This window comes from Pseudomonas cedrina subsp. cedrina, assembly GCF_001983175.1.
Lineage (GTDB): Bacteria > Pseudomonadota > Gammaproteobacteria > Pseudomonadales > Pseudomonadaceae > Aquipseudomonas > Aquipseudomonas cedrina.
This window is the reverse complement of the sequence record NZ_MNPW01000001.1, coordinates 88,369-109,911: the sequence shown is the minus strand read 5'-3', so window position 1 is coordinate 109,911 and position 21,543 is coordinate 88,369. Positions and strand designations below refer to the sequence as shown.

General features: G+C 59.4%; 23 protein-coding genes and 1 tRNA gene. 8 read left to right on the top strand and 16 right to left on the bottom strand.

What is annotated here, in order from left to right:
- Nucleotides 1-283: 283 nt before the first annotated feature.
- Nucleotides 284-1,009 (top strand): amidotransferase, encoded by a 726-nt coding sequence (locus BLL36_RS00510; RefSeq protein WP_076949540.1) that lies wholly within the window; start codon nt 284-286, stop codon nt 1,007-1,009.
- Here the strand turns inward: BLL36_RS00510 and BLL36_RS00505 are convergent.
- From BLL36_RS00505 to BLL36_RS00495, 3 genes are all read right to left on the bottom strand, one after another.
- Entirely contained in the window at nt 1,006-1,977 is a 972-nt protein-coding gene (locus tag BLL36_RS00505) for a magnesium and cobalt transport protein CorA (protein ID WP_076949539.1), read from the bottom strand. The two genes, BLL36_RS00510 and BLL36_RS00505, sit on opposite strands and share 4 nt — an antisense overlap.
- Nucleotides 1,978-2,181: 204 nt before the next feature.
- Nucleotides 2,182-2,904 carry a 1-acylglycerol-3-phosphate O-acyltransferase gene (locus BLL36_RS00500; RefSeq protein WP_076949538.1) on the bottom strand — a complete coding sequence of 241 codons (723 nt, stop codon included), beginning with the start codon at nt 2,902-2,904 and terminating at the stop codon, nt 2,182-2,184.
- 213 nt (nt 2,905-3,117) lie between these two features.
- Nucleotides 3,118-3,810 carry a crotonase/enoyl-CoA hydratase family protein gene (locus BLL36_RS00495; RefSeq protein WP_076949537.1) on the bottom strand — a complete coding sequence of 231 codons (693 nt, stop codon included), beginning with the start codon at nt 3,808-3,810 and terminating at the stop codon, nt 3,118-3,120.
- 338 nt (nt 3,811-4,148) lie between these two features.
- Between BLL36_RS00495 and BLL36_RS00490 the strand changes: the two genes are divergently transcribed.
- A tRNA-Ser gene (locus BLL36_RS00490) sits at nt 4,149-4,238 on the top strand.
- An 84-nt stretch (nt 4,239-4,322) separates the two neighbouring features.
- On the opposite strand, the gene BLL36_RS00485 is transcribed toward BLL36_RS00490, so the two are convergent.
- Both BLL36_RS00485 and BLL36_RS00480 read right to left on the bottom strand, forming a co-directional pair.
- Nucleotides 4,323-4,592 (bottom strand): short-chain dehydrogenase, encoded by a 270-nt coding sequence (locus BLL36_RS00485; RefSeq protein WP_076949536.1) that lies wholly within the window; start codon nt 4,590-4,592, stop codon nt 4,323-4,325.
- A gap of 456 nt (nt 4,593-5,048) precedes the next feature.
- A complete protein-coding gene (locus BLL36_RS00480) occupies nt 5,049-5,384 on the bottom strand; it encodes a hypothetical protein (protein ID WP_076949535.1) in 336 nt (111 codons plus the stop codon).
- A 213-nt stretch (nt 5,385-5,597) separates the two neighbouring features.
- On the opposite strand from BLL36_RS00480, the gene BLL36_RS00475 reads away from it, so the two are divergent.
- Entirely contained in the window at nt 5,598-5,966 is a 369-nt protein-coding gene (locus tag BLL36_RS00475; protein ID WP_076949534.1) for a hypothetical protein, read from the top strand.
- Nucleotides 5,967-6,179: 213 nt separating this feature from the next.
- On the opposite strand, the gene BLL36_RS00470 is transcribed toward BLL36_RS00475, so the two are convergent.
- A complete protein-coding gene (locus tag BLL36_RS00470; RefSeq protein WP_076949533.1) occupies nt 6,180-6,758 on the bottom strand; it encodes a DUF4337 domain-containing protein in 579 nt (192 codons plus the stop codon).
- A 229-nt stretch (nt 6,759-6,987) separates the two neighbouring features.
- On the opposite strand from BLL36_RS00470, the gene BLL36_RS00465 reads away from it, so the two are divergent.
- Nucleotides 6,988-7,680 carry an HAD-IA family hydrolase gene (locus BLL36_RS00465; RefSeq protein ID WP_076949532.1) on the top strand — a complete coding sequence of 231 codons (693 nt, stop codon included), beginning with the start codon at nt 6,988-6,990 and terminating at the stop codon, nt 7,678-7,680.
- Nucleotides 7,681-7,805: 125 nt separating this feature from the next.
- On the opposite strand, the gene BLL36_RS00460 is transcribed toward BLL36_RS00465, so the two are convergent.
- On the bottom strand, nt 7,806-8,552 hold the full coding sequence (locus BLL36_RS00460; protein WP_076949531.1) for a 3-oxoacyl-ACP reductase family protein: 747 nt from the start codon (nt 8,550-8,552) through the stop codon (nt 7,806-7,808).
- A gap of 126 nt (nt 8,553-8,678) precedes the next feature.
- Between BLL36_RS00460 and BLL36_RS00455 the strand changes: the two genes are divergently transcribed.
- Nucleotides 8,679-9,602 carry a LysR family transcriptional regulator gene (locus BLL36_RS00455; RefSeq protein WP_076949530.1) on the top strand — a complete coding sequence of 308 codons (924 nt, stop codon included), beginning with the start codon at nt 8,679-8,681 and terminating at the stop codon, nt 9,600-9,602.
- 139 nt (nt 9,603-9,741) lie between these two features.
- On the opposite strand, the gene BLL36_RS00450 is transcribed toward BLL36_RS00455, so the two are convergent.
- From BLL36_RS00450 to BLL36_RS00440, 3 genes are all read right to left on the bottom strand, one after another.
- The gene (locus BLL36_RS00450; RefSeq protein WP_076949529.1) at nt 9,742-10,470 is read right to left on the bottom strand and encodes an aspartate/glutamate racemase family protein; all 729 of its coding nucleotides are present in this window, start codon (nt 10,468-10,470) and stop codon (nt 9,742-9,744) included.
- A gap of 14 nt (nt 10,471-10,484) precedes the next feature.
- Nucleotides 10,485-12,014 carry an NCS1 family nucleobase:cation symporter-1 gene (locus BLL36_RS00445; RefSeq protein ID WP_076949528.1) on the bottom strand — a complete coding sequence of 510 codons (1,530 nt, stop codon included), beginning with the start codon at nt 12,012-12,014 and terminating at the stop codon, nt 10,485-10,487.
- A 481-nt stretch (nt 12,015-12,495) separates the two neighbouring features.
- Entirely contained in the window at nt 12,496-13,230 is a 735-nt protein-coding gene (locus BLL36_RS00440) for a phosphoadenylyl-sulfate reductase (RefSeq protein WP_076949527.1), read from the bottom strand.
- Between the two features lie 154 nt (nt 13,231-13,384).
- Between BLL36_RS00440 and thrH the strand changes: the two genes are divergently transcribed.
- On the top strand, nt 13,385-14,002 hold the full coding sequence (gene thrH / locus BLL36_RS00435; RefSeq protein WP_076949526.1) for a bifunctional phosphoserine phosphatase/homoserine phosphotransferase ThrH: 618 nt from the start codon (nt 13,385-13,387) through the stop codon (nt 14,000-14,002).
- A gap of 129 nt (nt 14,003-14,131) precedes the next feature.
- Here the strand turns inward: thrH and BLL36_RS00430 are convergent, their stop codons facing one another.
- From BLL36_RS00430 to rloA, 6 genes are all read right to left on the bottom strand, one after another.
- Nucleotides 14,132-14,488: a helix-turn-helix domain-containing protein gene (locus tag BLL36_RS00430; protein WP_076949525.1), complete on the bottom strand. Its 357-nt coding sequence runs from the start codon at nt 14,486-14,488 to the stop codon at nt 14,132-14,134.
- On the bottom strand, nt 14,488-14,790 hold the full coding sequence (locus BLL36_RS00425) for a type II toxin-antitoxin system HigB family toxin (RefSeq protein WP_076949524.1): 303 nt from the start codon (nt 14,788-14,790) through the stop codon (nt 14,488-14,490). Before BLL36_RS00425 ends, BLL36_RS00430 begins: the two co-directional genes overlap by 1 nt.
- A gap of 228 nt (nt 14,791-15,018) precedes the next feature.
- Nucleotides 15,019-16,362 (bottom strand): aminodeoxychorismate synthase component I, encoded by a 1,344-nt coding sequence (pabB, locus tag BLL36_RS00420; protein WP_076949523.1) that lies wholly within the window; start codon nt 16,360-16,362, stop codon nt 15,019-15,021.
- Nucleotides 16,363-16,571: 209 nt separating this feature from the next.
- Nucleotides 16,572-17,558 carry an alpha-L-glutamate ligase-like protein gene (locus BLL36_RS00415; RefSeq protein WP_076949522.1) on the bottom strand — a complete coding sequence of 329 codons (987 nt, stop codon included), beginning with the start codon at nt 17,556-17,558 and terminating at the stop codon, nt 16,572-16,574.
- Nucleotides 17,558-19,087 carry an osmotic stress tolerance membrane protein RloB gene (gene rloB / locus BLL36_RS00410; RefSeq protein ID WP_076949521.1) on the bottom strand — a complete coding sequence of 510 codons (1,530 nt, stop codon included), beginning with the start codon at nt 19,085-19,087 and terminating at the stop codon, nt 17,558-17,560. The genes BLL36_RS00415 and rloB overlap by 1 nt, the downstream gene beginning before the upstream one ends.
- 5 nt (nt 19,088-19,092) lie before the next feature.
- Complete coding sequence (gene rloA, locus BLL36_RS00405; protein WP_076949520.1) at nt 19,093-19,626, bottom strand: retropepsin-like aspartic peptidase RloA; 534 nt, start codon at nt 19,624-19,626, stop codon at nt 19,093-19,095.
- Between the two features lie 272 nt (nt 19,627-19,898).
- On the opposite strand from rloA, the gene BLL36_RS00400 reads away from it, so the two are divergent.
- Both BLL36_RS00400 and prpB read left to right on the top strand, forming a co-directional pair.
- Nucleotides 19,899-20,612, top strand: a complete 714-nt coding sequence (locus BLL36_RS00400) for a GntR family transcriptional regulator (RefSeq protein WP_076949519.1) — start codon at nt 19,899-19,901, stop codon at nt 20,610-20,612.
- Complete coding sequence (gene prpB, locus BLL36_RS00395) at nt 20,609-21,502, top strand: methylisocitrate lyase (RefSeq protein ID WP_076949518.1); 894 nt, start codon at nt 20,609-20,611, stop codon at nt 21,500-21,502. The genes BLL36_RS00400 and prpB overlap by 4 nt, the downstream gene beginning before the upstream one ends.
- The last annotated feature ends 41 nt before the right edge of the window (nt 21,503-21,543 follow it).

Sequence of the window (21,543 nt, the reverse complement as noted above, 5' to 3'; positions counted from 1 at the left end):
TTAGACTCATTTCATATCAGCTAAGCAGATTTTGAGCTTAAAACGGCATGAGGCATATCGCCATATTGGCGCCAATGCCTTGGCTAGACAGCTAAAACGATTAATCCGCTAATTAGCTTAGGTGGCTACCGTTCGTCCGAGCGTGGGGGTCAAAAGCAATGAGCGCATTCGCCATTGAAACCGTGTCAATCGGCCTTAAAGAGAGCGGGGCTTGCCTTGAAGGTGTGTTTCAAGGCAGGCTCTGGGGTGTGCAATATTCCCATCACCGTGTCAGGTATTTTTTATGTCGCTACGCGTCTGTATCCTGGAAACCGATATCCTGCGTCCAGGCTTGATCGATCAATACCAAGGGTACGGGCAGATGTTCAAGCGCCTGTTCGCCAAGCAGCCGATCGACGCCGAGTTTGTCGTGTACAACGTGGTGCAGGGCGAATATCCACCGGACGATGAGGTGTTTGACGCATACCTGGTGACCGGCAGCAAGGCCGACTCCTTTGGTACGGACCCGTGGATCCAGACCCTCAAGACCTATCTGCTCGAGCGCTATGAGCGCGGCGACAAGTTGCTGGGCATCTGCTTCGGCCATCAGCTGTTGGCGTTGCTGCTCGGCGGCAAGGCCGAGCGCGCCAGCAAAGGCTGGGGCATGGGCATCCACGATTACACGCTTGATGCCAAGGCGCCGTGGATGAGCCCCGAGGTGCCGGAACTGACGCTACTGATCAGCCACCAGGACCAAGTGACCTCGCTGCCAGCAAACGCCACGGTCATCGCGTCCAGCGAATTTTGCCCGTTCGCCGCGTACCACATCGGTGATCAGGTGCTGTGCTTCCAGGGCCACCCGGAATTTGTCCACGATTATTCCCGCGAACTGCTGGAGATTCTTCAGACAACTCTGGGCGAGAAGGTCTACACGAACGGCGTGGCCAGCCTGGAGCGCGACCACCACGGTGCAACCGTGGCGGAATGGATGATGCGTTTCGTGGCCCACAAACCCGAGGCCCGTGTTTAAAGCCAACCCGAACGCTTGAAACTGCCCCATAGGGCGGTGCAACCCGTCGCGATAAACCCGAGCACCGCAAAATAGCCGTAATGCCATTGCAGCTCGGGCATGTTCTGGAAGTTCATCCCATAAATCCCCGCCACCGCGGTGGGGAACGCCAGAATCGCCGCCCACGCGGCGAACTTGCGCTGTACCACGCTCTGGCGCGAAGCCTCCAGTAACACACCGATCTCGATGGTCTGGCTGGCGATATCGCGCAGGGTGGTGAGGTCTTCCATCTGTCGCGTTACGTGGATCTGCACGTCACGGAAGTACGGGCGCATGTTCTTGTCGATAAACGGGAAGCTCAGCTTCTGCAGCTCCTGGCTGATCTCCACCATCGGCGCCACATAACGCTTGAGGCGCAGTACGTCGCGACGCAGGCCGTGGATCTTCTGGATGTCGCGTTCGCTCAGCGAACTGCACAGCACGTTACGCTCCAGCTCATCAATCTCGGCATGGATCGCTTCGCTCACCGGCTGGTAGTTCTCGGTGACGAAATCCAGCAGCGCATAGAGTACGAAATCTTCCCCATGCTCCAGCAGAAGCGGCCTCGCCTCACAGCGCTGGCGCACAAAACCGTAGGACGCTGAGTGACCATTGCGCGCGGTGATGATATAGCCGTTGCCGGCAAAGATATGGGTTTCGATAAACTCCAGCTTGCCGTTCTCGCGCACCGGTGAGTAGGTGACGATAAACAGCGCGTCGCCGAAGGTTTCAAGCTTCGGGCGGCTGTGCTTTTCCATTGCGTCTTCAATCGCCAGTTCGTGCAGGTTGAACTGGCGTTGCAGGTTGTTCAGCTCCTGGGCGTCGGGCTCTTCCAGGCCGATCCACACAAAGTGGCCGGGTTTGGCGGCCCAGGCCGCCCCTTCGTCGAGGGTGATATCGGTGACTTTCTTACCGGCGCTGTAGACGGCGGCCGCAACAACTCTACCCATGGTGCTGATCGCTTCTAAGGGGGAGGACAGGTGTTGGGCAGCTTAGCGTGAATGGCGTTCCGTTGTTGATCGTTCCCACGCTCCGCGTGGGAATGCCTCCCGTGACGCTCCGCGTCACTTGCGCAAGTCCTGAGAGCGCATGCGCATGACGGGACGCGGAGCGCCCCAGGCTGTGTTACCACGCGGAGCGTGGGAACAATCGTTTCAGGCAGACCGGACCTCACGGTCCAACTGCGCGATACAGGTTTGCATCTGTGTCTGACAGGTTTGCATCAGTTGAGGGATGTCATCCGAGGTCAGGCCCGTTGTAGGAATCGGCGGCAACGAGCGTATGAGCACATCACCGCTGTTCCAGCGGTTGAGCTGCATGTGGGTCACGTAATTGCTGACACACACCTGCACGATTGGCACCCCCGCCGCAATCGCCATATGGAACGCGCCTTTCTTGAACGGCAGTAAACCCTTGCCGAGGTTGCGCGTGCCCTCGGGGAACACCCAGATTGACGTGTCTTTGTTTTGCAACGTGTGGGTCGTGGTGAGCATCGCACGGCGTGCCTTATGCGCATTGCCACGGTCAATCAGCACATTGCCCGCCAGCCAGAACAACTGCCCGAACAGCGGCACCCATTTCAAGCTCTTCTTGGCGATGCACACAGTGCGATGGGGCACCACGTTGCCCAGCACAAACAGGTCATAGTTGGACTGATGATTGGCGATAACCACGCAGGTACCTGGTTTGTTGCGCAGCGAGTCCACCTCGGCCTTCACATTCAGCCCCAACAGCCGCATCGCCGGCAGCGCGTAGAGGCGGGCACACAGACGGCTATTATCCGGATTGAACGGCCGGCACAGGCCGATCAGCACGCCCAGCACACCGGCGATCATAAAGTGCAGGCCCATCAACGACATACGCAACAGAAAAAGCATCGACACGGCCTATCCGGACAAAAGGTGGCGCAGTGTACGGACGTGCACTGAATTCGGCAATTGCCCCTTAAGAGGTAGGAGATAGGCGATGTTTAAGCACATGTTTCAATAAGTTCCCGCAAGTGCGGGCTAGAGCGCTAGAGATATTTCAGATTTGGTTGTAAGAAAAAGCCCGACTCAAGGCCGGGCTTTGGCGCAGCAGGGGCAGGCAACTCAGATCAGGTTATGGCTCTGGTCCTGGATGATTGCTTCGTCCAATGCTTCCAGCAGCGCCTTACGCACCTTCAACTTGGTGTGTTTGTGCGCGTTCATATTCAGCTTCTTCAACTGGCGCGCTGCTTCGAGCGCTGCTGCGTGCAATTCCTCGGGCGCCACCACCTTGTCGAGGAAGCCGGCTTGCAGCGCACCTTGCGGGTCAAACATCTCGGCATTAATGACCGAACGATGAAACGCCGACTTGCGCAAGCGATCCCGCGCCAGCTCGATACCGGCGTGGTGCATGGTCATGCCGATCGCCACCTCATTGAGCCCAATGCTGAACGGGCCTTCCACGCCAATCCGATAATCGGCCGACAACAGCAAGAACGCGCCCTTGGCCACCGCATGCCCAGGGCACGCCACAATCACCGGGAACGGGTGCGACAACAGACGACGCGCCAACGTCGAGCCAGACGTCACCAGGCCGATGGCTTCCTTGGGTCCGGCGGTCATCACCTTTAAGTCATAACCACCCGACAGAATCCCCGGCGTACCGGTGATCACCACCACCGCCCGGTCCTTCTCCGCCTGATCCAGCGCTTCATTAAACGCGCTGACCACCGCCGGAGAAATGGCGTTCACCTTGCCGTTGCTCAGGGTCAGGGTCGCAATACCGTCTTCGAGGTGGTAGGCAATCAACTCACTCATGACGCGGATCCTTGTAGGATTTGTTATAGAAGGCTTTTAATAATAGAAGTGCATGCAGCAGACGTTACCCACCACGCCCGCCCCGGTAAAGCGCTATGACTGACTGGCCAGTCATGCTTTTGCCCCGTGCAGCCTGTGCAAATGCCAGGGGCAGGGGGCAACCGCCGGCCCAGACGCACATAGCCGATGCCTGAGAATGGCACAATCACCGTCCCTCGCCGGGCGCAGAATGGTTTACCGGCTAACCGCATGAATATTCTGAAAAAAACCTTTGCCATCAGAAAGGCTTTCGACTACATTAGCGCGCCTCGACAGACTGAACTGGTTTGACGAGATACGGTGAAGTGTCCGAGTGGCTTAAGGAGCACGCCTGGAAAGTGTGTATACAAGAAATTGTATCGAGAGTTCGAATCTCTCCTTCACCGCCAAATTTGATGTAAACAAAACCCCTGGTTTCGAGAGAAGCCAGGGGTTTTGTAGTTTATGGGTTTGAAAATCTTACCTTTATCAAATCACGCGCTTGGCATATCCATCCGTCGCCCAATGACATCCAGCAAATCGCATCCATCGCGCAGTGGAAGTGAGCAGAGCAGCGCGAAATCACTAAGCACTACGGAGTCACTACTGATTTCACTACGTAATGCGAGGTTCTCCAGGACTTGGGTAACCGCGCGAAGTCGATAGCTCGCGGCGTCTAGGAGGATTTCCAGTGGTACGGTTGTATCGACGAAAAGTGCTGGAGTGGTGCTGTCGTTGCTGGTAAGTGCTACGTATTGGTTCATGCGTTAAGTCCGTTCACTTAGAGAATGTGAGCCACGCATTTGTCGCCAAACAAAAGGTGGCAGCTGTACGCAGGTTGGCGAACCGGGACAAGAACGGACAAAGACCGGCAGACCGAAGGTCTCCCACGCACAGCTACCATTGAGCAGCTTATTGCGTGCAGGGGCATCCCGCAAATCTGCCGGGAGGCTTCTGCCGTCTTGTAGTCGGGTCGCCAAACCCGGTCACCATATGGGCGACCGAGCGACTATAGGCTTGGGCATTTTGAAACGGGAGAGCGCTGGTTCCGAGTCGCTTGTAGGACGTTGCCCAAAATAATCTGTCGAGCCTTCATGCCTGTGCTTTGCGGTGGCCTGGGCTTTCAATGCATAGTCAGCCGGCTCAAATATCCGAACTCACTTAATCCCACATACAAAAACACCGGGCAATGCCCGGTGGTTTTTGATGCATGCCGCTTTTTACTGCGCAGTTTTCAACTTAACCACATCACCCGAAATCTTGGTGGTGTAACCGCTCAGCACCCAGGCCCAGAACCATTTTTCCTGGATCTGCGTGTTGATCAGAGCGTCGCCGCCTTTGGCCTTGATGGCCTCGTTCTGGGCGCGGACGAAACGGCTGTTCTGGCCGATCGGGATAACGCCGAAGAGCATGATGCCGGTGGCGCTGGCTTCGCTGTGACCCAGCACGGTGTATTGGCTGCTGTCGTATTGCGGGGATTTGATGGCGGTGCCGGTGCAGCCTGCAAGGGTGAAACCGAGCACTGCTGCCGCGACTGTTTTACTGACGTATTTCACTGAATAACTCCATGGAATAAAGCCCGAGATTCAATTCTCGGGGGCTGCACTTTAATCGCTCTTGTAACAGATTGAAAATAATCGGCGCGGTACGGTTCAATCCAGGCTTGTCACTAGAGCGAGGTGATGGCAAAGCGCTCATAAACGCTGGCGATGAATTCCAGGACTTGCTAAGGTCGCCGCCTTTCCAATACGCCATTCAGAGGGATCTAAATGCACCCGGTGCTTCGCAAGACGTTCGGCGGGCTTTCTGCCCAGTACTACATTCGCAATTTCCTGTTCGGGCTGATTTTTCCCGTGCTGATCTTTACCGCGCTGACCCAATCGAAAACCGGTGTGTTCCCGCTGGGCACGCTCTTTTTTTGTGTGGTCAGCAGTCTGCTTTACCCCTACGCGCGCTTCGTTTACGAAAGCATCATGGGGTACATTTTTGGCAATAACGTGTTCTTTGTGAACGCGATCATGATGCTGACCGTCAAGCTGTTCACCATGGCAATGTGCTGGAGCATGGCGATTTTCATTGCGCCGGTCGGGTTGGCTTATCTGTACTTCCACCATAGCCGGGCGGCGAATCAGGCCTGAGTCAGCTGAAGTCTTTTTGTAGTGAGCGGGCTTGTCCCGCGCTGGGCTGCGAAGCGGCCCCAAGGAAGACGAATGCGGAGTATCAGACATTCCCCGGTGTCTGGTTTTGGGGCTGCTGCGCAGCCCAACGCGGGGCAAGCCCGCTCGCCACAGGGAAGGGGCGCCAGCTTTGGAACGTTGTGTGTATATCCTTCCATCTTTGGCGGCGGCGGGTCAGATGTGCAGCCAGGCCAGGCTGCCCAGTACCACTGCCGCGCCCGCTGCCGTATAGGACAGGCGCTTGAGCCACTCCCTTCTGGTCAGTAACGTAATCGCCGCCAACGAAATCGCGATTTGAATCGCGGTCATCGCCTGGGCCCAGCGATGGTGCTGATGCAAGGCCTGCTCCGACTGTTCATCCCATTGCTTTGACGTGGCTTCAAGCTTCTCGGCCTGCTTGCGCACGTCTTCCTTCTGGCTCTTGTAGCGCTCGATCTCATCCTTGTAGTGCGCGGCGTCCACGCCAGGGATGTGCGTGGCCAGCTCCGCGAGGTTTTGCCGGCTGGATTTGGCCTGGTAGTAATTCCATTGGTTGGCGGCTTCTGTCTTGAAGATGGCGGCGTTGTTCTTGTCCATCGCCGCTTCGCTTTCGCTGGAGCCGGCCTGGTAGCTGAGCATGGCGCCGAGGGTGGCCATGAGGGCGGTCATCACGGCGATGCGGCTGGCGAAATTGTCGCCGCGGCCATGGGCATGTTCGGTGGTGTGTTCGAGGTGTTTTTCGTGGGGGCTGGGGACTTCGAAGGCTTCGGACATGGGGGCGTCTATGAAGGGACTGAGGGAGTCTGATTCTTCACCAGCAAAGCTGTCTCAAGCCTGTACGTAACGTCGGATCAGCCCGTCTTACAACTCCAATTGCGTGGCCTTTGCTTTGCAGCGCTGTTGCCATGTGTAAGCGTCGATGGTTGCGCGCAGGTTGCTTGCACCTGACCTGGCCCGTTATTGTGCTGAATCCTTTTAGTCCTTCTCCCAGGGTTTTGTAGTGATGAATGCACCATCGCGTACTGCAGTCGGTCCGATCAAGGCCGTGATTTTCGATATGGACGGGTTGTTGCTGGATACGGAAGGCATCTACACCGAAGTCACAAAAATCATCGCTGAGCGTTACGGCCGTACCTACGACTGGAGCATCAAGCAGCACATCATCGGGCGTGGCGCCCAGGATCTGGCCGACTACGTGGTCAAGGCGCTGGACTTGCCGATCACCCCGGCCGAGTTTCTCGAGATCCGCGAACCGCTGATGAGCGAGCGCTTCCCCAAGGCCTTGGGCATGCCAGGCGCCGAAGCGTTGGTACGTCACTTGAAGGCGCACAATATCCCGATTGCCGTGGGCACCAGTTCCTCGCGTAACTCGTTCGGCCACAAGACCACGTTGCACCGCGAATGGTTTGGTCTGTTCGATACCATCGTCACCGCTGACGACCCGGAAGTTGGCGCCGCCAAACCCGCGCCGGACATCTTCCTCACCGCCGCGCGTCGCCTGGGCGTTGCACCCGAGGATTGCCTGGTCTTCGAAGACTCGCCCTTCGGCGTCACCGCCGCCAAAGCAGCTGGCATGACCGCCATCGCCGTACCCGACGAGGCCATGGCCGACAGCAAATACCATCACGCAGACCAGATCATCCGCAAACTCGCCGACTTCGACCTCGCCGCCTACGGCCTACCCCCTCTCCCCTGAACCAACGCAGTCAAACTGTGGGAGCTGGCTTGCCTGCGAATGCGGTGTATCAGTCGACATATCCAGTGGCTGACACTCCGCCATCGCAGGCCAGCCCCCACATTGGCTCTTGCAGTGCCCAGACCTCAGGCGCTGAACCCACCATCAATAGTCAAACTCGCCCCAGTGATATACCCAGCCTCCGGCCCCGCCAGGTAAGCCACAAAACTCGCAATTTCCTCCACCTGCCCATACCGCCCCACTGCCATCAACCCCATCAGACTCTCGGCAAACTCACTGTTCGCCGGGTTCATATCGGTATCTACCGGTCCTGGCTGCACATTATTGATAGTGATGCCCCGAGGTCCCAGGTCTCGCGCCAAGCCTTTGGTCAAGCCCACCAGCGCCGCCTTGCTCATCGCGTACGGCCCGCCACCGCCAAACGGCATGCGTTCGGCGTTGGTGCTGCCGATATTGATCACCCGGCCACCTTCACCCATATGCCTGGCCGCTTCCTGTGTGGCGATGAACACACTGCGGACGTTGATCGCCAGAGTCTGGTCGAAATCCTCCAGCTTGAAATCGTCCAGCGGCGCGATGGCCAGCACGCCAGCGTTGTTGACCAGGATATCCAGGCGCCCGAAGGCCTCGACGGTGGCGTTGACCGCGTTGCGGATTGCGTCGGCATTGGCGCTGTCGGCGTGAATCGCCAGGGCTTTGCCGCCGTCGCGGATCACGCTGTTTTGCAGTTCTTCAGCCTTGGCGGCCGAGCTGACGTAGGTAAAGGCAACCGCCGCACCTTGTGCTGCGAGGCGCTTGACGATGGCGGCGCCGATGCCGCGGGAGCCGCCTTGAATCAAGGCGACTTTGCCGCTGAGGTTGTGTGTGGTCATGTCGATCTCCAAGTGGTGCAAGGCAGGTTGCCTTGTTGTTGGAACCGAGTATCAACCTCACAGGCCCTCTCAAGTAGACCGTGATTGCTATAGTCTGTGTAAACCAAAAGTTTAGAGTGGGCCGTTATGGAAAGCTTTGGCAGTATCGAATGCTTTGTGCGCAGCGCCGAAGGGGGCAGCTTTGCCGAAGCTGCGCGGCACTTGAGCCTCACTCCGGCAGCGGTAGGAAAAAGCGTCGCCAAGCTGGAAGCGCGTCTGGGTGTACGCCTGTTCCAGCGCAGCACCCGGCGGCTGACGCTGACCGAGGCCGGCAAACGGTTTCTTGAAGAAGTCAGCGCCAGCCTCACCACGATCCAGAATGCCGTCGCCAACCTGGCCAGCGCCGAAGGGCGGCCGGTGGGCACGCTCAAAGTCAGCATGGGCACGGTGTTTGGCAATCGGTATGTGGTGCCGCTGCTGGGGGAGTTCATGCGCCATTTTCCGGATATCAGCCCGGACTGGCATTTCGATAACCGTCAGGTCGACCTGATCGGCCAAGGGTTCGATGCGGCCATCGGCGGTGGCTTTGAGCTGCCCCAGGGCGTCGTGGCCCGTAAGCTCACGCCGGCGCACCGAGTATTGGTGGCCTCGCCGGATTATCTGGCGCAGCGCCCGCCGGTATTGGCTCCCGAGGATCTGGCGCGCTGCCTGGGCATCCTGATCCGCTCGCCACAAACCGGGCGCATTCGCTCCTGGCAGTTGACCAGTGCCGAGCGTGAACACAGGCCCTTGATGCTCAAGCCAGGCATGACCATGAGCGATTCCGAAGCCGCCTGCTGCGCCAGCGCCCAGGGCCTGGGCATTGCCCTGGTGAGCATGCCCATGGCCGTGCCGTTCCTCGACAGCGGCGCGGTGGTGCGGGTGCTGCCCGACTGGTACGTCGACGACGGCAACATCTCGATTTATTACGCCGAACACAAACTGCTGCCTGGCAAGACCCGAGCGTTTGTGGATTTCATCATCGAGCAGTTTGCCGAGCATCAACTGAGCCAGCGCTTCAGTGCTGTTTGATCAACCGTCAAACCGAGGCGCGGCCATCGCAGGCAAGCCAGCTCCCACATTGGAATGCGGACTCCCCTGAGAGGCAGCTCCCAAATTGGAATGCGATCAACTGTGGGAGCTGGCTTGCCTGCGATGAAGGCACCTCGGTCTACCGACCTAAATGACCAGGCCAACCAATCACCTTCTTCGGCCTTGGCATCGCATAAGTCCTGACTTTAGAAGTCGACAACCCCAGCCGCACCAGCGCCTCAGCAATCGTCACCGCCGCCGTCACCCCATCCACCACCGGCACCCCGGTGCGCTGGCGAATCTGCTCATCCAGCCCGGCCATGCCGCCACACCCCAGGCAGATCACCTCGGCTTTGTCCTCGCTGATGGCCAGCTCGGCCTGGCGCACGATGGCCTCCATCGCGGCCAGCGGATTGTCTTCCAGCTCCAGCACCGCCATCCCACTGGCGCGCACCGAGGCGCAGCGCTGGTACAGGCCTGCGAGTTTCAGGCGGTCTTCAATCAACGGCACCGTCCGGTCCAGGGTGGTCACCACCGAATAGGCGTGCCCCAGGAACATCGCGGTGCTGGCGGCCGCCTCAGTGATATCCACCACCGGCACGTTCAATAATTCCTGCAGGCCCTCGCGGCCGTGCTCGCCGTAGCCGGCCTGGATCACCGCATCGAACGGCTGGTCATAAGCCATCACCCGGTCCATCACGGCGATGGCGGCCAGGTAACTTTCAAAATTGCCCTCCACCGACTCTGCGCCGAAGTAAGGCGTGAGCCCGACGATCTCGGTGCCCGGCGCGGCCACGGCGCGCGCCTGCTGGGCGATGGTTTCGGTGATGGATTCGGTGGTGTTGACGTTGACCACGAGGATACGCATGGAATGTCCTTTGATTAATGACTGACGTTATCGACTGCAATGCTTTCGCCGCTCACATCGGCGTAGAACGGCTGGCGCTTGGCAATCAGCCCGTACAGCAGCCCTGCAATACCGGCGCCAAACAACCAGGAAAAGGGCGAGACGCTGGCGAACCCAGGCAACAGGGCCAGCAGGATCGCGATCAGCGCCGCGGGAATAAAGGCCGCCACCGCACGCAGATTGACCCCACGGCTGTAGTAATAAATGCCGTTCGGGTCTTCGCTGTACAACTGCGGCACATCGATCCGGCTCTTACGGATCAACCAGTAATCCACCATGATCACCCCGTACAACGGCCCCAGCAGCGCGCCCAGGCCGGAGAGGAAATACACGATCACCAGCGGGCTGTTATAGAGGTTCCACGGCAGGATCAGCACGGCCACGGCGGCGCTGATCAAACCGGCGCGGCGGAAGTTCAGGTACTTGGGCGCCAGGTTGCTCAGCACAAAGGCCGGCGCGACGAAGTTGGCCATGATATTCACCGCCACGGTGACAATCAGGAACGCCAGGCAGCCCAGTACCAGGAAGAACGTGTTGGGGATGGCGGCAATGATCTCGGTCGGGCTTTCGATCACCCGGCCATTGAGTTGGAATTGCCCACCGCACAGCAGCACGGTGATTGCGGCGAACACCAGGATGTTTACCGGCAGGCCCCAGAAGTTACCGACTTGTATGGTCTTGCGGCACGGCGAGGAGCGGGCGAAGTCGCAGAAGTTGAGGATCAGCGTGCCGTAGATCGACAACCACAGCGCACCGCCGGCAAAGATGTTGCGCCACATCTCGCCACCGCTCAGGGGGTCGCGGATCGACCAGGCGATGTTGCCGCCGGCCTGGAAGTACATCCAACCGGCCAATGACGCCACGGTGAGCAGGATCACCGGGCCGGCGAAGCCTTCGTAGCGCCGCACCATCTCCATGCCGTAGGCCAGGATCACCAATTGCACCAGCCAGATCACCACAAAACATGCCCAGCCGAGGGACGACAGGCCGAGGATCGAGTTGTGGTCATAGTCGGCAAAGCCTGGATGAATCGCAGTCAGTAACACGCGGAAAACCACCGAGGCCAGGTAGGTCTGGATACCGAACCAGGCAATCGCGATGACCGCACGGATCAGCGCCGGAATCTGCGCGCCATGGATGCCGAAACTGATGCGGCTGATCACCGGGAACGGCACGCCGGTCTTTTGCCCCATGTAGCCCGACAGGTTCATGAAGAAGTACACCAGCGCCGCGCCGATCCCGAGGGACAACAGGATCTGCCAGCCGCCCAGGCCCAATGCATACAGGCCGATGGCAAACGAGTAGTTGGCGATGTTGTGCACGTCATTGGTCCACAACGCAAAGATGCTGTAGCGCCCCCAGCGTCGACCTTCGACCTTGGTGGGCGCCAGGTCCTTGTTATGCAGGCGCGGGCTGAGCACCAACGGTCCGGGGCTGGCGGCCTGGGGGTTCAGGGCCGCGGAGGGCAGGTCCAGTGCGATGTCATTCGAGAGGGTTGTACGCATTCCGGCAGGCTCCAGCACATCTGCAGCCAGGCCGCAGATGGCAAAGTGTATGTAGGTTTTGTATTTATTGTATACAAAGCGTATTCCACCTTAAGCCACATGCGTGCCAGCTTTAGATCTATGAAAACCCTGGCTAATTTCCTTATTGCCGCAGATCTCAATAAATAGCTGAATTAAAAGCGATATAAATTGACCGTTCGAACAGCTATTTATTTTTCGAAGGAAAAGGACAGATTTAGAAGAACAACAAATGCGAGGAGGGAAGTGTTACGTTTTGGTGCGTTTTCAGAAGGATTGCACACATAAATGGCACCGACGGTTACACCTATGTGTACATTTAAAGCCCGAACACAAAACAAAATGTGGGAGCCGGGCTTGCCCGCGATGGCGGAGTGTCAGTCAAGAAAAAGTCGACTGACCCGCCGCCATCGCGGGCAAGCCCGGCTCCCACATTGTTTTCACATTGTTACCGCATCAACCCTCAGGCCTTACTGATAATATTCCCCGCATGCAGCCCGCATTCCTTCTGCGTAGCCTCTTCCCACCACCACCGTCCCTCGCGCTCATGCTGGTTCGGCAACACCGGTCGCGTGCAAGGCTCGCAACCAATGCTGATAAACCCACGCTCATGCAGGCTGTTATACGGCAGCTCCAGCATGCGGATGTAACCCCAGACTTCCTCGCTGGTCATCTGCGCCAGCGGGTTGAACTTGTACAAGGTGCGTTCCGGCGTCGAGAATGCCGTGTCGATTTCCAGCACGGCGACCTGGCTGCGGGTACCCGGGCTCTGGTCGCGGCGTTGGCCGGTGGCCCAGGCTTTCACGCCGGAGAGTTTGCGGCGCAACGGCTCGATCTTGCGGATGCCGCAGCATTCGCCGTGGCCGTCGCGGTAGAAACTGAACAGGCCTTTCTCCTTGACGAAGGGTTCCAGCTTGCTCTGGTCTGGCGAGATCAGTTCGATGTCGATCTTGTAGAAGTCCCGCACCTGCTCGATGAACCGGTAGGTCTCCGGGTGCAGGCGGCCGGTGTCGAGACTGAATACCTTGACGTTTTTGTTCAGCTTCCAGGCCATGTCTACCAGCACCACGTCCTCGGCGCCGCTGAAGGAAATCCACAGGTCATCACCGAACTGGCTGAACGCCAGCTTGAGAATATCCTGGGCGGATTTGTTGGCGTAAGTCGTGGCGAGTTCAACGACGTCGAAGGCTTGGTTCATCAGGACGGTTCCTACAGGTCAGTGGCGCTGAGCGCTCTCTAGGGGGGTGATGGTATCAAAAACCGCCCTGCGTTGCGGCGGCGAGCTTGAATCGCTAGAGTTCGGCAGTCCTTTTTCTCGCTCAACCAAACAACATCTAAAACGGGAGTGTCTTGTGGAAATTGCCTGTCTCGACCTGGAAGGGGTACTGGTCCCGGAAATCTGGATCGCCTTCGCCGAAAAAACCGGTATTGAATCCCTGCGCGCCACTACCCGGGACATTCCCGACTACGACGTGCTGATGCAGCAGCGCCTGCGTATCCTCGATGAGCATGGGCTCAAGCTCGCCGACATCCAGGCAGTGATCGCCACCCTCAAACCGCTGGACGGCGCCATCGAATTCGTCAACTGGCTGCGCGAGCGCTTCCAGGTGGTGATCCTGTCGGATACGTTCTATGAGTTCTCCCAGCCGCTGATGCGCCAACTGGGTTTCCCGACCCTGCTGTGCCACCGCCTGATCACTGATCAAACCGACCGCGTGGTCAGTTACCAACTGCGCCAGAAAGACCCCAAGCGCCAGTCGGTACTGGCCTTCAAGAGCCTGTACTACCGCGTGATCGCCGCCGGCGATTCCTACAACGACACCACCATGCTGGGCGAGGCCGACCGTGGGATCCTGTTTCACGCGCCTGAGAATGTGATTCGTGAGTTCCCGCAATTCCCGGCGGTGCATACATTCGAGGATTTGAAGAGCGAGTTCATCAAGGCATCGAATCGAGAGTTGAGCCTGTAGGTCAATCCGCGCGGCTGATGGCCTCTTCGCAGGCAAGCCAGCTCCCACATTTGACGGTATTCACACATCAAAAATGTGGGAGCGGGCTTGCTCGCGAAGGGGCCCGCACAGGCACTGCACATCTTCGCGCTACACCCCTGCCAGCAAGCTCTCATAAGGAATGCGCAAGCCTTCATGCAAACGCTTGATCATCGACAGACTCAACTTGCGCTTATGGTTCAGCACTTCTGAAACCCTCCCACTGGTGCCGATAAAAGGCTCCAGATCACGGGCAGTCATGCCCAGTTGTTCCATCCGAAATTTAATCGCCTCCACGGGATCAGAAGGTGGCATTGGATAATGCTCGGCCTCGTACTTCTCGATGAGAATGGCGAGGATCTCCAGCTCGTCCCCCTCGGGTGAGCCGATTTGCGCTCCCCATAGCTGTTCCACACGCGCAAGCGCCGCGGCTAGATCCTCATGGGAATGTATAGGTTTGATGTTCATCACACGGTCTCCGCGTTGATCTGATCATACTGCGCATGAGTCCCCACGAAACGTATGAACCCAAGCTGTCGCTGATAGTCGATCGCCATGATCACTCGATATTTATTGCCGCCCACGTTGAACACAACCCGGCTACCTTTGAGAATGCTTGCCGCTCTCAGCTCTGCCTTGAGCAATTGCGGTGACGGGTAATCGGCCTTTTCCATATGGCGATAAAGCTCGACTAGTGGCGTTTTGGTATCTAAACAAGCCGGATGGCTCTTCCAGAATATTCGTAGGGTAGACAGAGCGATTATTCGCATCGCTATGACCTCCCAATTTGGGAGATGATAGGTGTGCTTGGGTTGAGATGCAATCTCGGAAATAAATTCTGACGAGTAAGCAGACGCTTCATGTGATCCCTCACAAACGGCTGGTGGGCGGTCGGAGTTGGACGCTATCGCCCGGGTCATGCTCCCGTCCACAGTCGTTCTGATTCAGATCTTGTCCTGCTGTGTGGCACTACGTCCAAGCCCAAGGCGGGCTGAGCGCTACAGACTTTCCAAAGTTTGTAACAACACCCGCACCTTCGTCAGCGACTCTTGATATTCCGCCTCCCACTGTGAATCGGCGACAATCCCGCCGCCGCCCCAGCAGCAGACCTGCCCGTCCTTCACCAGCAAACTGCGAATGGCGATGGAACTGTCCATCTCCCCCCGCACGTCCAGGTACAGCAGCGAACCGCAATACAAGCCGCGTCGGGTCGGCTCCAGTTCGTCGATGATCTGCATCGCGCGGATCTTCGGCGCGCCGGTGATGGAGCCGCCGGGGAAGCTGCCGGCGATCAGGTCGAGGGCGTCTTTGCCGTCGGCCAATTGGCCGATGACGCTGCTCACCAGGTGGTGCACGTTGGGGTAGCTTTCCAGGCTGAACAGTTCCGGCACGCTCACCGAGCCGGTGCGGCAGGTGCGGCCGAGGTCGTTGCGCAGCAGGTCGACGATCATCAGGTTTTCGGCGCGATCCTTGGGGCTGGCCAGCAGTTCGGCGGCGTTGGCGGCGTCTTCTTCAGGTGTCAAGCCACGGGGACGCGTGCCTTTGATCGGGCGGGTTTCGACGCGGCGTTCGCTGATATGAACGAAACGCTCGGGCGACAGGCTCAGCACCGCGCCGTCGTCCGGCAGGCTCTGGAAGCCGGAAAAGGGCGTCGGGCAGGCTTCGCGCAGGGCGCAATAAGCCGCCCAGGGATCACCGCTGCACGGCGCGCGAAAGCGCTGGGCGAAGTTGACCTGGTAGCAGTCGCCGGCCTGGATGTAGGCGTGGATGCGCGCGATGGCCTGGCGGTAAGCCTGGGCGGTGAGGTCCGGGGCCATGGGGCCTTGGAGTTTGAAAGGCGCGGGCGTTTCGAGGGGTTCAGTGCTGAACACGGCGATCAAGCGTTGCCGTTCGCTGTCGGCCAGCGTGGGGTGGAACACCAGTTGGCTGGTCTGCGCCTGGTGGTCGCTGATCAACGCCCAGGCATACAGCCCGAAGCGCGCATCCGGCAGGTGCAGGTCGTCTGCGGCCAGGTGCGGCATCTGTTCCAGGTGTCGGCCGAAATCGTAGCTCAGGTAACCGATCAAGCCCCCGGCAAACGGCAGCTCATAACCCTGCGGTAGAACCGCTTCACCCAGCTGCTTGAGGTTTTTGCGCAAGCGTTGCAGGAAATCATCGCCGCCTTCGTCGGGCGAAACCGTCAACGTCGCCTGGGGCCAGGCGCTGAGCAGGTCATACCGCCCGCGTTCGGCCGCCGGACGGCCGCTGTCCAGCAGCACCGCGCCGGGCGCATGGCGAATCGCCGCAAAGTACTCGGCGGGGTTGGCCCGGTAGGGCAGTGGGTGTACGGAGCAGGTCGACATGCGGGGTGGATCAGCTGTTGGCTCGGGGGAGGGGATTGTAGTCCGCTGTAGCATTTGGTCCTAGGGGGATGTCGGGTATAGGCAGATAGAGGGTCTGGCTTGATCGCTGTGTTGTCTGTCACACAGCTATCGCAGGCAAGCCAGCTCCCACAGGTTGACCGCATTCCAATGTGGGAGCTGGCTTGCCTGCGATGCGGTCAACGCGGTATTCAGCCTTCCACCGGCGGAATATGCCCAAACATTGCCTGCACGAATTCCACCCGCTCTTCCGGCGTTTCCGTCACACCGGCTGCCTTCAGCGCTTCCAGCCGCGCCTCGACCGCGTGGGTGCGCAGGGTCAAGCCGCAGTCGTTGGCAATCTGGATATTCAGCCCCGGCCGCGCATTCAGCTCCAGGATCAGCGGGCCTTTCTCCTGGTCCAGCACCATGTCCACGCCGATATAGCCCAACCCGCACAGCTCATAGCAACCGGCTGCGAGCTTCATGAAACCGTCCCAGTTGGGCAACTGCACACCATCCACCGCATTGGTGGTGTCGGGGTGTTTGGTGATGATGTTGTTCAGCCAGGTGCCGCGCAGGGTCAGGCCGGTGGCCAGGTCGACACCGACGCCGATGGCGCCCTGGTGCAGGTTGGCCTTGCCGCCGGACTGCCGTGTCGGCAACCGCAGCATCGCCATCACCGGGTAGCCCATCAACACGATGATGCGGATATCCGGCACGCCTTCGTAGCTGATGCTCTTGAAGATCTGGTCGGGCACCACGCGGTACTCGATCAGCGCGCGGTCGCGGTGGCCGCCCAGGGAATACAGGCCGGTGAGGATGCTGGAGATCTGATGCTCGATCTCTTCATGGCTGATGATCTTGCCGGACACCGTGCGATAGCGCCCCTCGAAACGATCCGCCACCACCAGGATGCCGTCACCGCCGGCGCCCTGGGCCGGCTTGATCACGAAGTCGCTGCGCCCGCCGATGATCGCGTCGAGCTTGTCGATTTCCTTCTCGGTGGAGATCACGCCATACATTTCCGGCACGTGGATGCCGGCGGCAATCGCGCGTTCCTTGGTGATGATCTTGTCATCCACGATCGGGTACAGGCTGCGCTTGTTGTACTTAAGCACGTAGTCGGCATTACGCCGGTTGATGCCCATGATCCCCCGCGCTTCCAGGGCTTTCCAGGTCTTCCAGAGGCCGAACATTACTGGTCAGCCTTCAAGAAGGCCTTGAACCGCACCAGCTCGGTCAGGCGGTAACCGCGATAGCGACCCATGGCCAGCATGAAGCCCACCAGAATCAACAGGATCGCCGGGAAGGTAAACACGAAGTACACCAGTTCCGGCACGCTCATGATCAGGTGCGCCAGGGACGCGGCGAACAGCGTACCCACCGCCACTTTCAGCGCATGGGTGGCGCCGCGTTCCTCCCAGGTGATCGACAGGCGTTCGATGGTCATGGTCAGGATCACCATCGGGAACAGCGCCACCGACAAGCCGCGCTCCAGGCCCAGCTTGTGGCTGAACAGGCTGATCGCCGCGATCAGCACCACCACGAACGTCAGCACCACCGACAGCCTCGGCAGCATCTGCAGCTTCAGATGCTCCAGGTAGGAGCGCAACGACAGCCCCAGCGCCGTGATGATGGTGAACAACGCGATGCCGAAGCCCAGTTGGGTTTCGCGGAACGCCAGCGCCACCAGTACCGGCGTGAACGTGCCCAGCGTCTGCAGGCCGATCAGGTTGCGCAGGATCAGGATGACCAGCACGCCGATCGGGATCATCACCATGATCATGAACGTCTGCTGGGTTTGCAGCGGCAGGTTGTACAGCGAGTAGCCGAGGAAGTTGGAGTCGGTGCTCTCGTCCGTCAGCTTGGCCAGGCGCAGGGCGTTCATGCGGCTGTTGTCGAGGCTGAAGGTGACAGTGGCTTTCTTGCCGCCGTCGACGGTGATCAGGTTTTCATCGCCGATCCACCACAGCAGGCGGTCGGCGGGCAGGCCTTGCTCACCGGTTTCGGGGTTGAAATACAGCCAGTCATTGCCATTGAAGCTGCGCAGCCAGAGTTCCGGGGTTTGCGGCTGGTTCGCCTCCAGGCGCAGGGTGTGCACGCGCTCCACCGGGACGTGGCCGATGGAGAGCACCAGCTCGATGATCTTGGCCTTGTGCGCGGTGGACGTGTCGCCGGCCAGCAGCAGCTTGACGTTGTCGTCGTTGAGGTTATTGGTGCGCTTGATGGCTTCGCTGATAAAGGTCTCGACGTCGGCCGAGTGCTGGCGGATCGGCGCGAGCAAGGCTTCGGCGGCGATTTTTTCCGGGCCTTCCACGGCGATGCTGTCACGGAAGATCGGGCCCTTGACCTTGCTCTTCTCGCCCTCGCGCTTGGTCAGCACCAGGCGGTAATACAGGGTTTGCGTGCCCTTGGCGCGGCGTGCCGACCAAGTGACCTTGCGATTGCCGTCGAGGCGGTTGACGCTGACCCCGTAGTTGTTGGAAATGAAACTTTCATTGAGGCTGACGTAGTCGCGGTTCAGCGGCGGCACGAACATCTGCACCTTGACCGGGTCCTTGGCGTTGGCGACGAACTCGACTTTGGCGTCGATGTTCCACAGGTCTTCCATCGCGTCTTCCGTGACCGGGATGCCCAGCGCGAAAATCTGATAGGCCGTGATCGAAATGCCCAGTGCCACCAGGACGGCGATCAGGATTTTCAGGTGCATAGTGAGAGAGCGCATGGGAGTTACTCGGCGGTATGAGCGTCGGCGACACAGGCAGGTTTGCCTGCTGCGTATTTAAGACTGGGGTCGACCAGCGCATCAAAGCGTTTCAATGCTTCGGAGCCGATCAGCAGCGGGTATTGGAAGGCGCTGCGGTCAGTCAAGTTCACTTCGATGCTGCGTAAAGCAGTGCCCATGCAGATATCCAGGGCAATCACCGGACGGGCGGTGTAGTTCTTGTCCTCATCGGGGTCGTAGTCGCCGGCGCGGCGCTTGATCTTGCTTACGCGCGCCAGGGGACGTTCGATGGGGTGGGAATGGGCGGTGTCGATGGCCAGGTAGAAGCGCACCCAGGATTCGCCGTTGCGCTTGAAGCGCTTGATATCACGGGCGCTGAGGGACGCGGTCTTGGCGCCGGTGTCCAGTTTGGCGGCGACTTCCAGGTCAATCCCGGCCAACTGGGCGTATTCGTTGAGGCCATACACGGTCTTCTCGGCGGCAGCGCCAAGGCCAGGCAGCAATAGTAGACAAAACAGGGGGAGGGGCTTGAGTCTCATAAATCCTGATGCGGTGCAGTGCGATGTGTGATTCAAGGCGACCGGCATTACTGCGCAAGCTCCTTCGTGCGCCGTTTCATCTAGTGATGTCAGGCAAATGCGGCGGGCATTCTAACATGATGCTTTTTTGGCGCCAGCGCTGGCAGGCGGCCATGCCGCTGACGCACACAGCAAGTGTTATTAGACGATTGTCGACAATGTGGATTTATTCTTTGACTAATAGGGGCTTATTGGCTAGTTTTTGCGGCATTGCTTTTAAAGGTGTCGACAATATGCTGGACCAGCTGGAATCCCCAGGGATGGCGCACGACGATTCCCAGACCATGTCCGAGAACGTCTTCAGGCGGATCCAGGCCGCGATCGTCAAGGGTGAGATCGCCCCCGGCAGCAAGATTTCCGAACCGGAGCTGGCGCGCACCTATGGCATCAGTCGCGGCCCGTTGCGCGAAGCGATCCACCGCCTGGAAGGCCAGCGCCTGTTGGTCCGCGTGCCTCACGTCGGTGCGCGAGTGGTTTCGTTGAGCCACGCCGAACTGGTCGAACTCTACGAAATCCGTGAATCCCTTGAAGGCATGGCGTGCCGCCTGGCCGCCGAACGCATGACCGACGCGCAAATCGAAGAACTGCGCCAGGTGCTGCACACCCACGAACGCGACGAAGCGTTCCAGGCCGGGCTCGGCTATTACCAGCAGGAAGGCGACTTCGACTTTCATTACCGGATCATCCAGGGCGCCGGCAACCGTACCCTGACCCAGATGCTCTGCGGCGAGCTGTATCAATTGGTGCGTATGTACCGCATCCAGTTCTCCGCCACGCCCAACCGTCCACGCCAGGCCTTTGCCGAGCACCACCGCATTCTCGACGCGATTGCCGATCGTGACGGTGAACTGGCCGAACTGTTGATGCGCCGGCATATCGGCGCTTCCAAACGCAACATTGCCCGTCACTTCCCAGGCGGCGCTCCTTCATCACGAGGTGAGTCATGAGTCATTACAACAACAGCACCCCAGGCCAGCGTTTCCGTGACGCGGTCGCCAGCGAACAGCCCTTGCAGGTCGTCGGCGCGATCAATGCCAACCACGCCTTGCTGGCCCAGCGCGCCGGTTTCAAGGCGATCTACCTGTCCGGTGGTGGGGTGGCCGCCGGCTCCCTGGGCGTGCCGGACCTGGGCATCACCGGCCTGGATGACGTATTGACTGACGTACGCCGCATCACCGACGTGTGCGACCTGCCGCTGCTGGTGGACGTCGACACCGGTTTCGGTTCCTCGGCGTTCAACGTGGCGCGTACCGTCAAGTCGATGATCAAGTTCGGCGCGGCGGCCATCCACATTGAAGACCAGGTCGGCGCCAAGCGCTGCGGTCATCGCCCGAACAAGGAAATCGTGTCGCAGCAGGAAATGGTCGACCGCATCAAGGCCGCCGTGGACGCGCGCACCGATGACAGCTTCGTGATCATGGCGCGCACCGATGCCCTGGCCGTCGAAGGCCTGGAGTCCGCGCTGGAACGGGCCGCTGCGTGCATCGAGGCCGGCGCCGACATGGTGTTCCCGGAGGCGATTACTGAATTGGAGATGTACAAGCTGTTCGCCTCCCGCGTGAAAGCGCCGATCCTGGCCAATATCACTGAATTCGGCGCCACGCCGCTGTTCACCACCGAACAGTTGAAATCTGCCGATGTTTCCATCGTGCTGTACCCGCTCTCGGCCTTCCGCGCCATGAACAAGGCGGCCGAAAACGTCTACACCGCGATCCGTCGCGACGGCACCCAGCAAAACGTGATCGACACCATGCAAACCCGCATGGAGCTTTACGATCGCATCGACTACCACACCTTCGAGCAGAAGCTCGACGCATTGTTCGCGGCAAAGAAATAACCCCCTGTGGGAGCGGGCTTGCCCGCGATAGCGGTGTGTCA

Coding starts and splice junctions, on each gene's coding strand:
- BLL36_RS00465 (WP_076949532.1), top strand. CDS start 6,988: ATGAATGCACCATCGCGTACTGCAGTCGGTCCGATCAAGGCCGTGATT.
- BLL36_RS00485 (WP_076949536.1), bottom strand. CDS start 4,592: ATGAACCAATACGTAGCACTTACCAGCAACGACAGCACCACTCCAGCA.
- BLL36_RS00430 (WP_076949525.1), bottom strand. CDS start 14,488: ATGAACATCAAACCTATACATTCCCATGAGGATCTAGCCGCGGCGCTT.
- BLL36_RS00440 (WP_076949527.1), bottom strand. CDS start 13,230: ATGAACCAAGCCTTCGACGTCGTTGAACTCGCCACGACTTACGCCAAC.
- BLL36_RS00495 (WP_076949537.1), bottom strand. CDS start 3,810: ATGAGTGAGTTGATTGCCTACCACCTCGAAGACGGTATTGCGACCCTG.
- prpB (WP_076949518.1), top strand. CDS start 20,609: ATGAGTCATTACAACAACAGCACCCCAGGCCAGCGTTTCCGTGACGCG.
- BLL36_RS00445 (WP_076949528.1), bottom strand. CDS start 12,014: ATGCGTACAACCCTCTCGAATGACATCGCACTGGACCTGCCCTCCGCG.
- BLL36_RS00500 (WP_076949538.1), bottom strand. CDS start 2,904: ATGCTTTTTCTGTTGCGTATGTCGTTGATGGGCCTGCACTTTATGATC.
- BLL36_RS00455 (WP_076949530.1), top strand. CDS start 8,679: ATGGAAAGCTTTGGCAGTATCGAATGCTTTGTGCGCAGCGCCGAAGGG.
- BLL36_RS00475 (WP_076949534.1), top strand. CDS start 5,598: ATGCACCCGGTGCTTCGCAAGACGTTCGGCGGGCTTTCTGCCCAGTAC.
- BLL36_RS00505 (WP_076949539.1), bottom strand. CDS start 1,977: ATGGGTAGAGTTGTTGCGGCCGCCGTCTACAGCGCCGGTAAGAAAGTC.
- BLL36_RS00450 (WP_076949529.1), bottom strand. CDS start 10,470: ATGCGTATCCTCGTGGTCAACGTCAACACCACCGAATCCATCACCGAA.
- BLL36_RS00510 (WP_076949540.1), top strand. CDS start 284: ATGTCGCTACGCGTCTGTATCCTGGAAACCGATATCCTGCGTCCAGGC.
- BLL36_RS00470 (WP_076949533.1), bottom strand. CDS start 6,758: ATGTCCGAAGCCTTCGAAGTCCCCAGCCCCCACGAAAAACACCTCGAA.
- rloB (WP_076949521.1), bottom strand. CDS start 19,087: ATGCGCTCTCTCACTATGCACCTGAAAATCCTGATCGCCGTCCTGGTG.
- BLL36_RS00400 (WP_076949519.1), top strand. CDS start 19,899: ATGCTGGACCAGCTGGAATCCCCAGGGATGGCGCACGACGATTCCCAG.
- BLL36_RS00415 (WP_076949522.1), bottom strand. CDS start 17,558: ATGTTCGGCCTCTGGAAGACCTGGAAAGCCCTGGAAGCGCGGGGGATC.
- BLL36_RS00460 (WP_076949531.1), bottom strand. CDS start 8,552: ATGACCACACACAACCTCAGCGGCAAAGTCGCCTTGATTCAAGGCGGC.
- rloA (WP_076949520.1), bottom strand. CDS start 19,626: ATGAGACTCAAGCCCCTCCCCCTGTTTTGTCTACTATTGCTGCCTGGC.
- BLL36_RS00425 (WP_076949524.1), bottom strand. CDS start 14,790: ATGCGAATAATCGCTCTGTCTACCCTACGAATATTCTGGAAGAGCCAT.
- pabB (WP_076949523.1), bottom strand. CDS start 16,362: ATGTCGACCTGCTCCGTACACCCACTGCCCTACCGGGCCAACCCCGCC.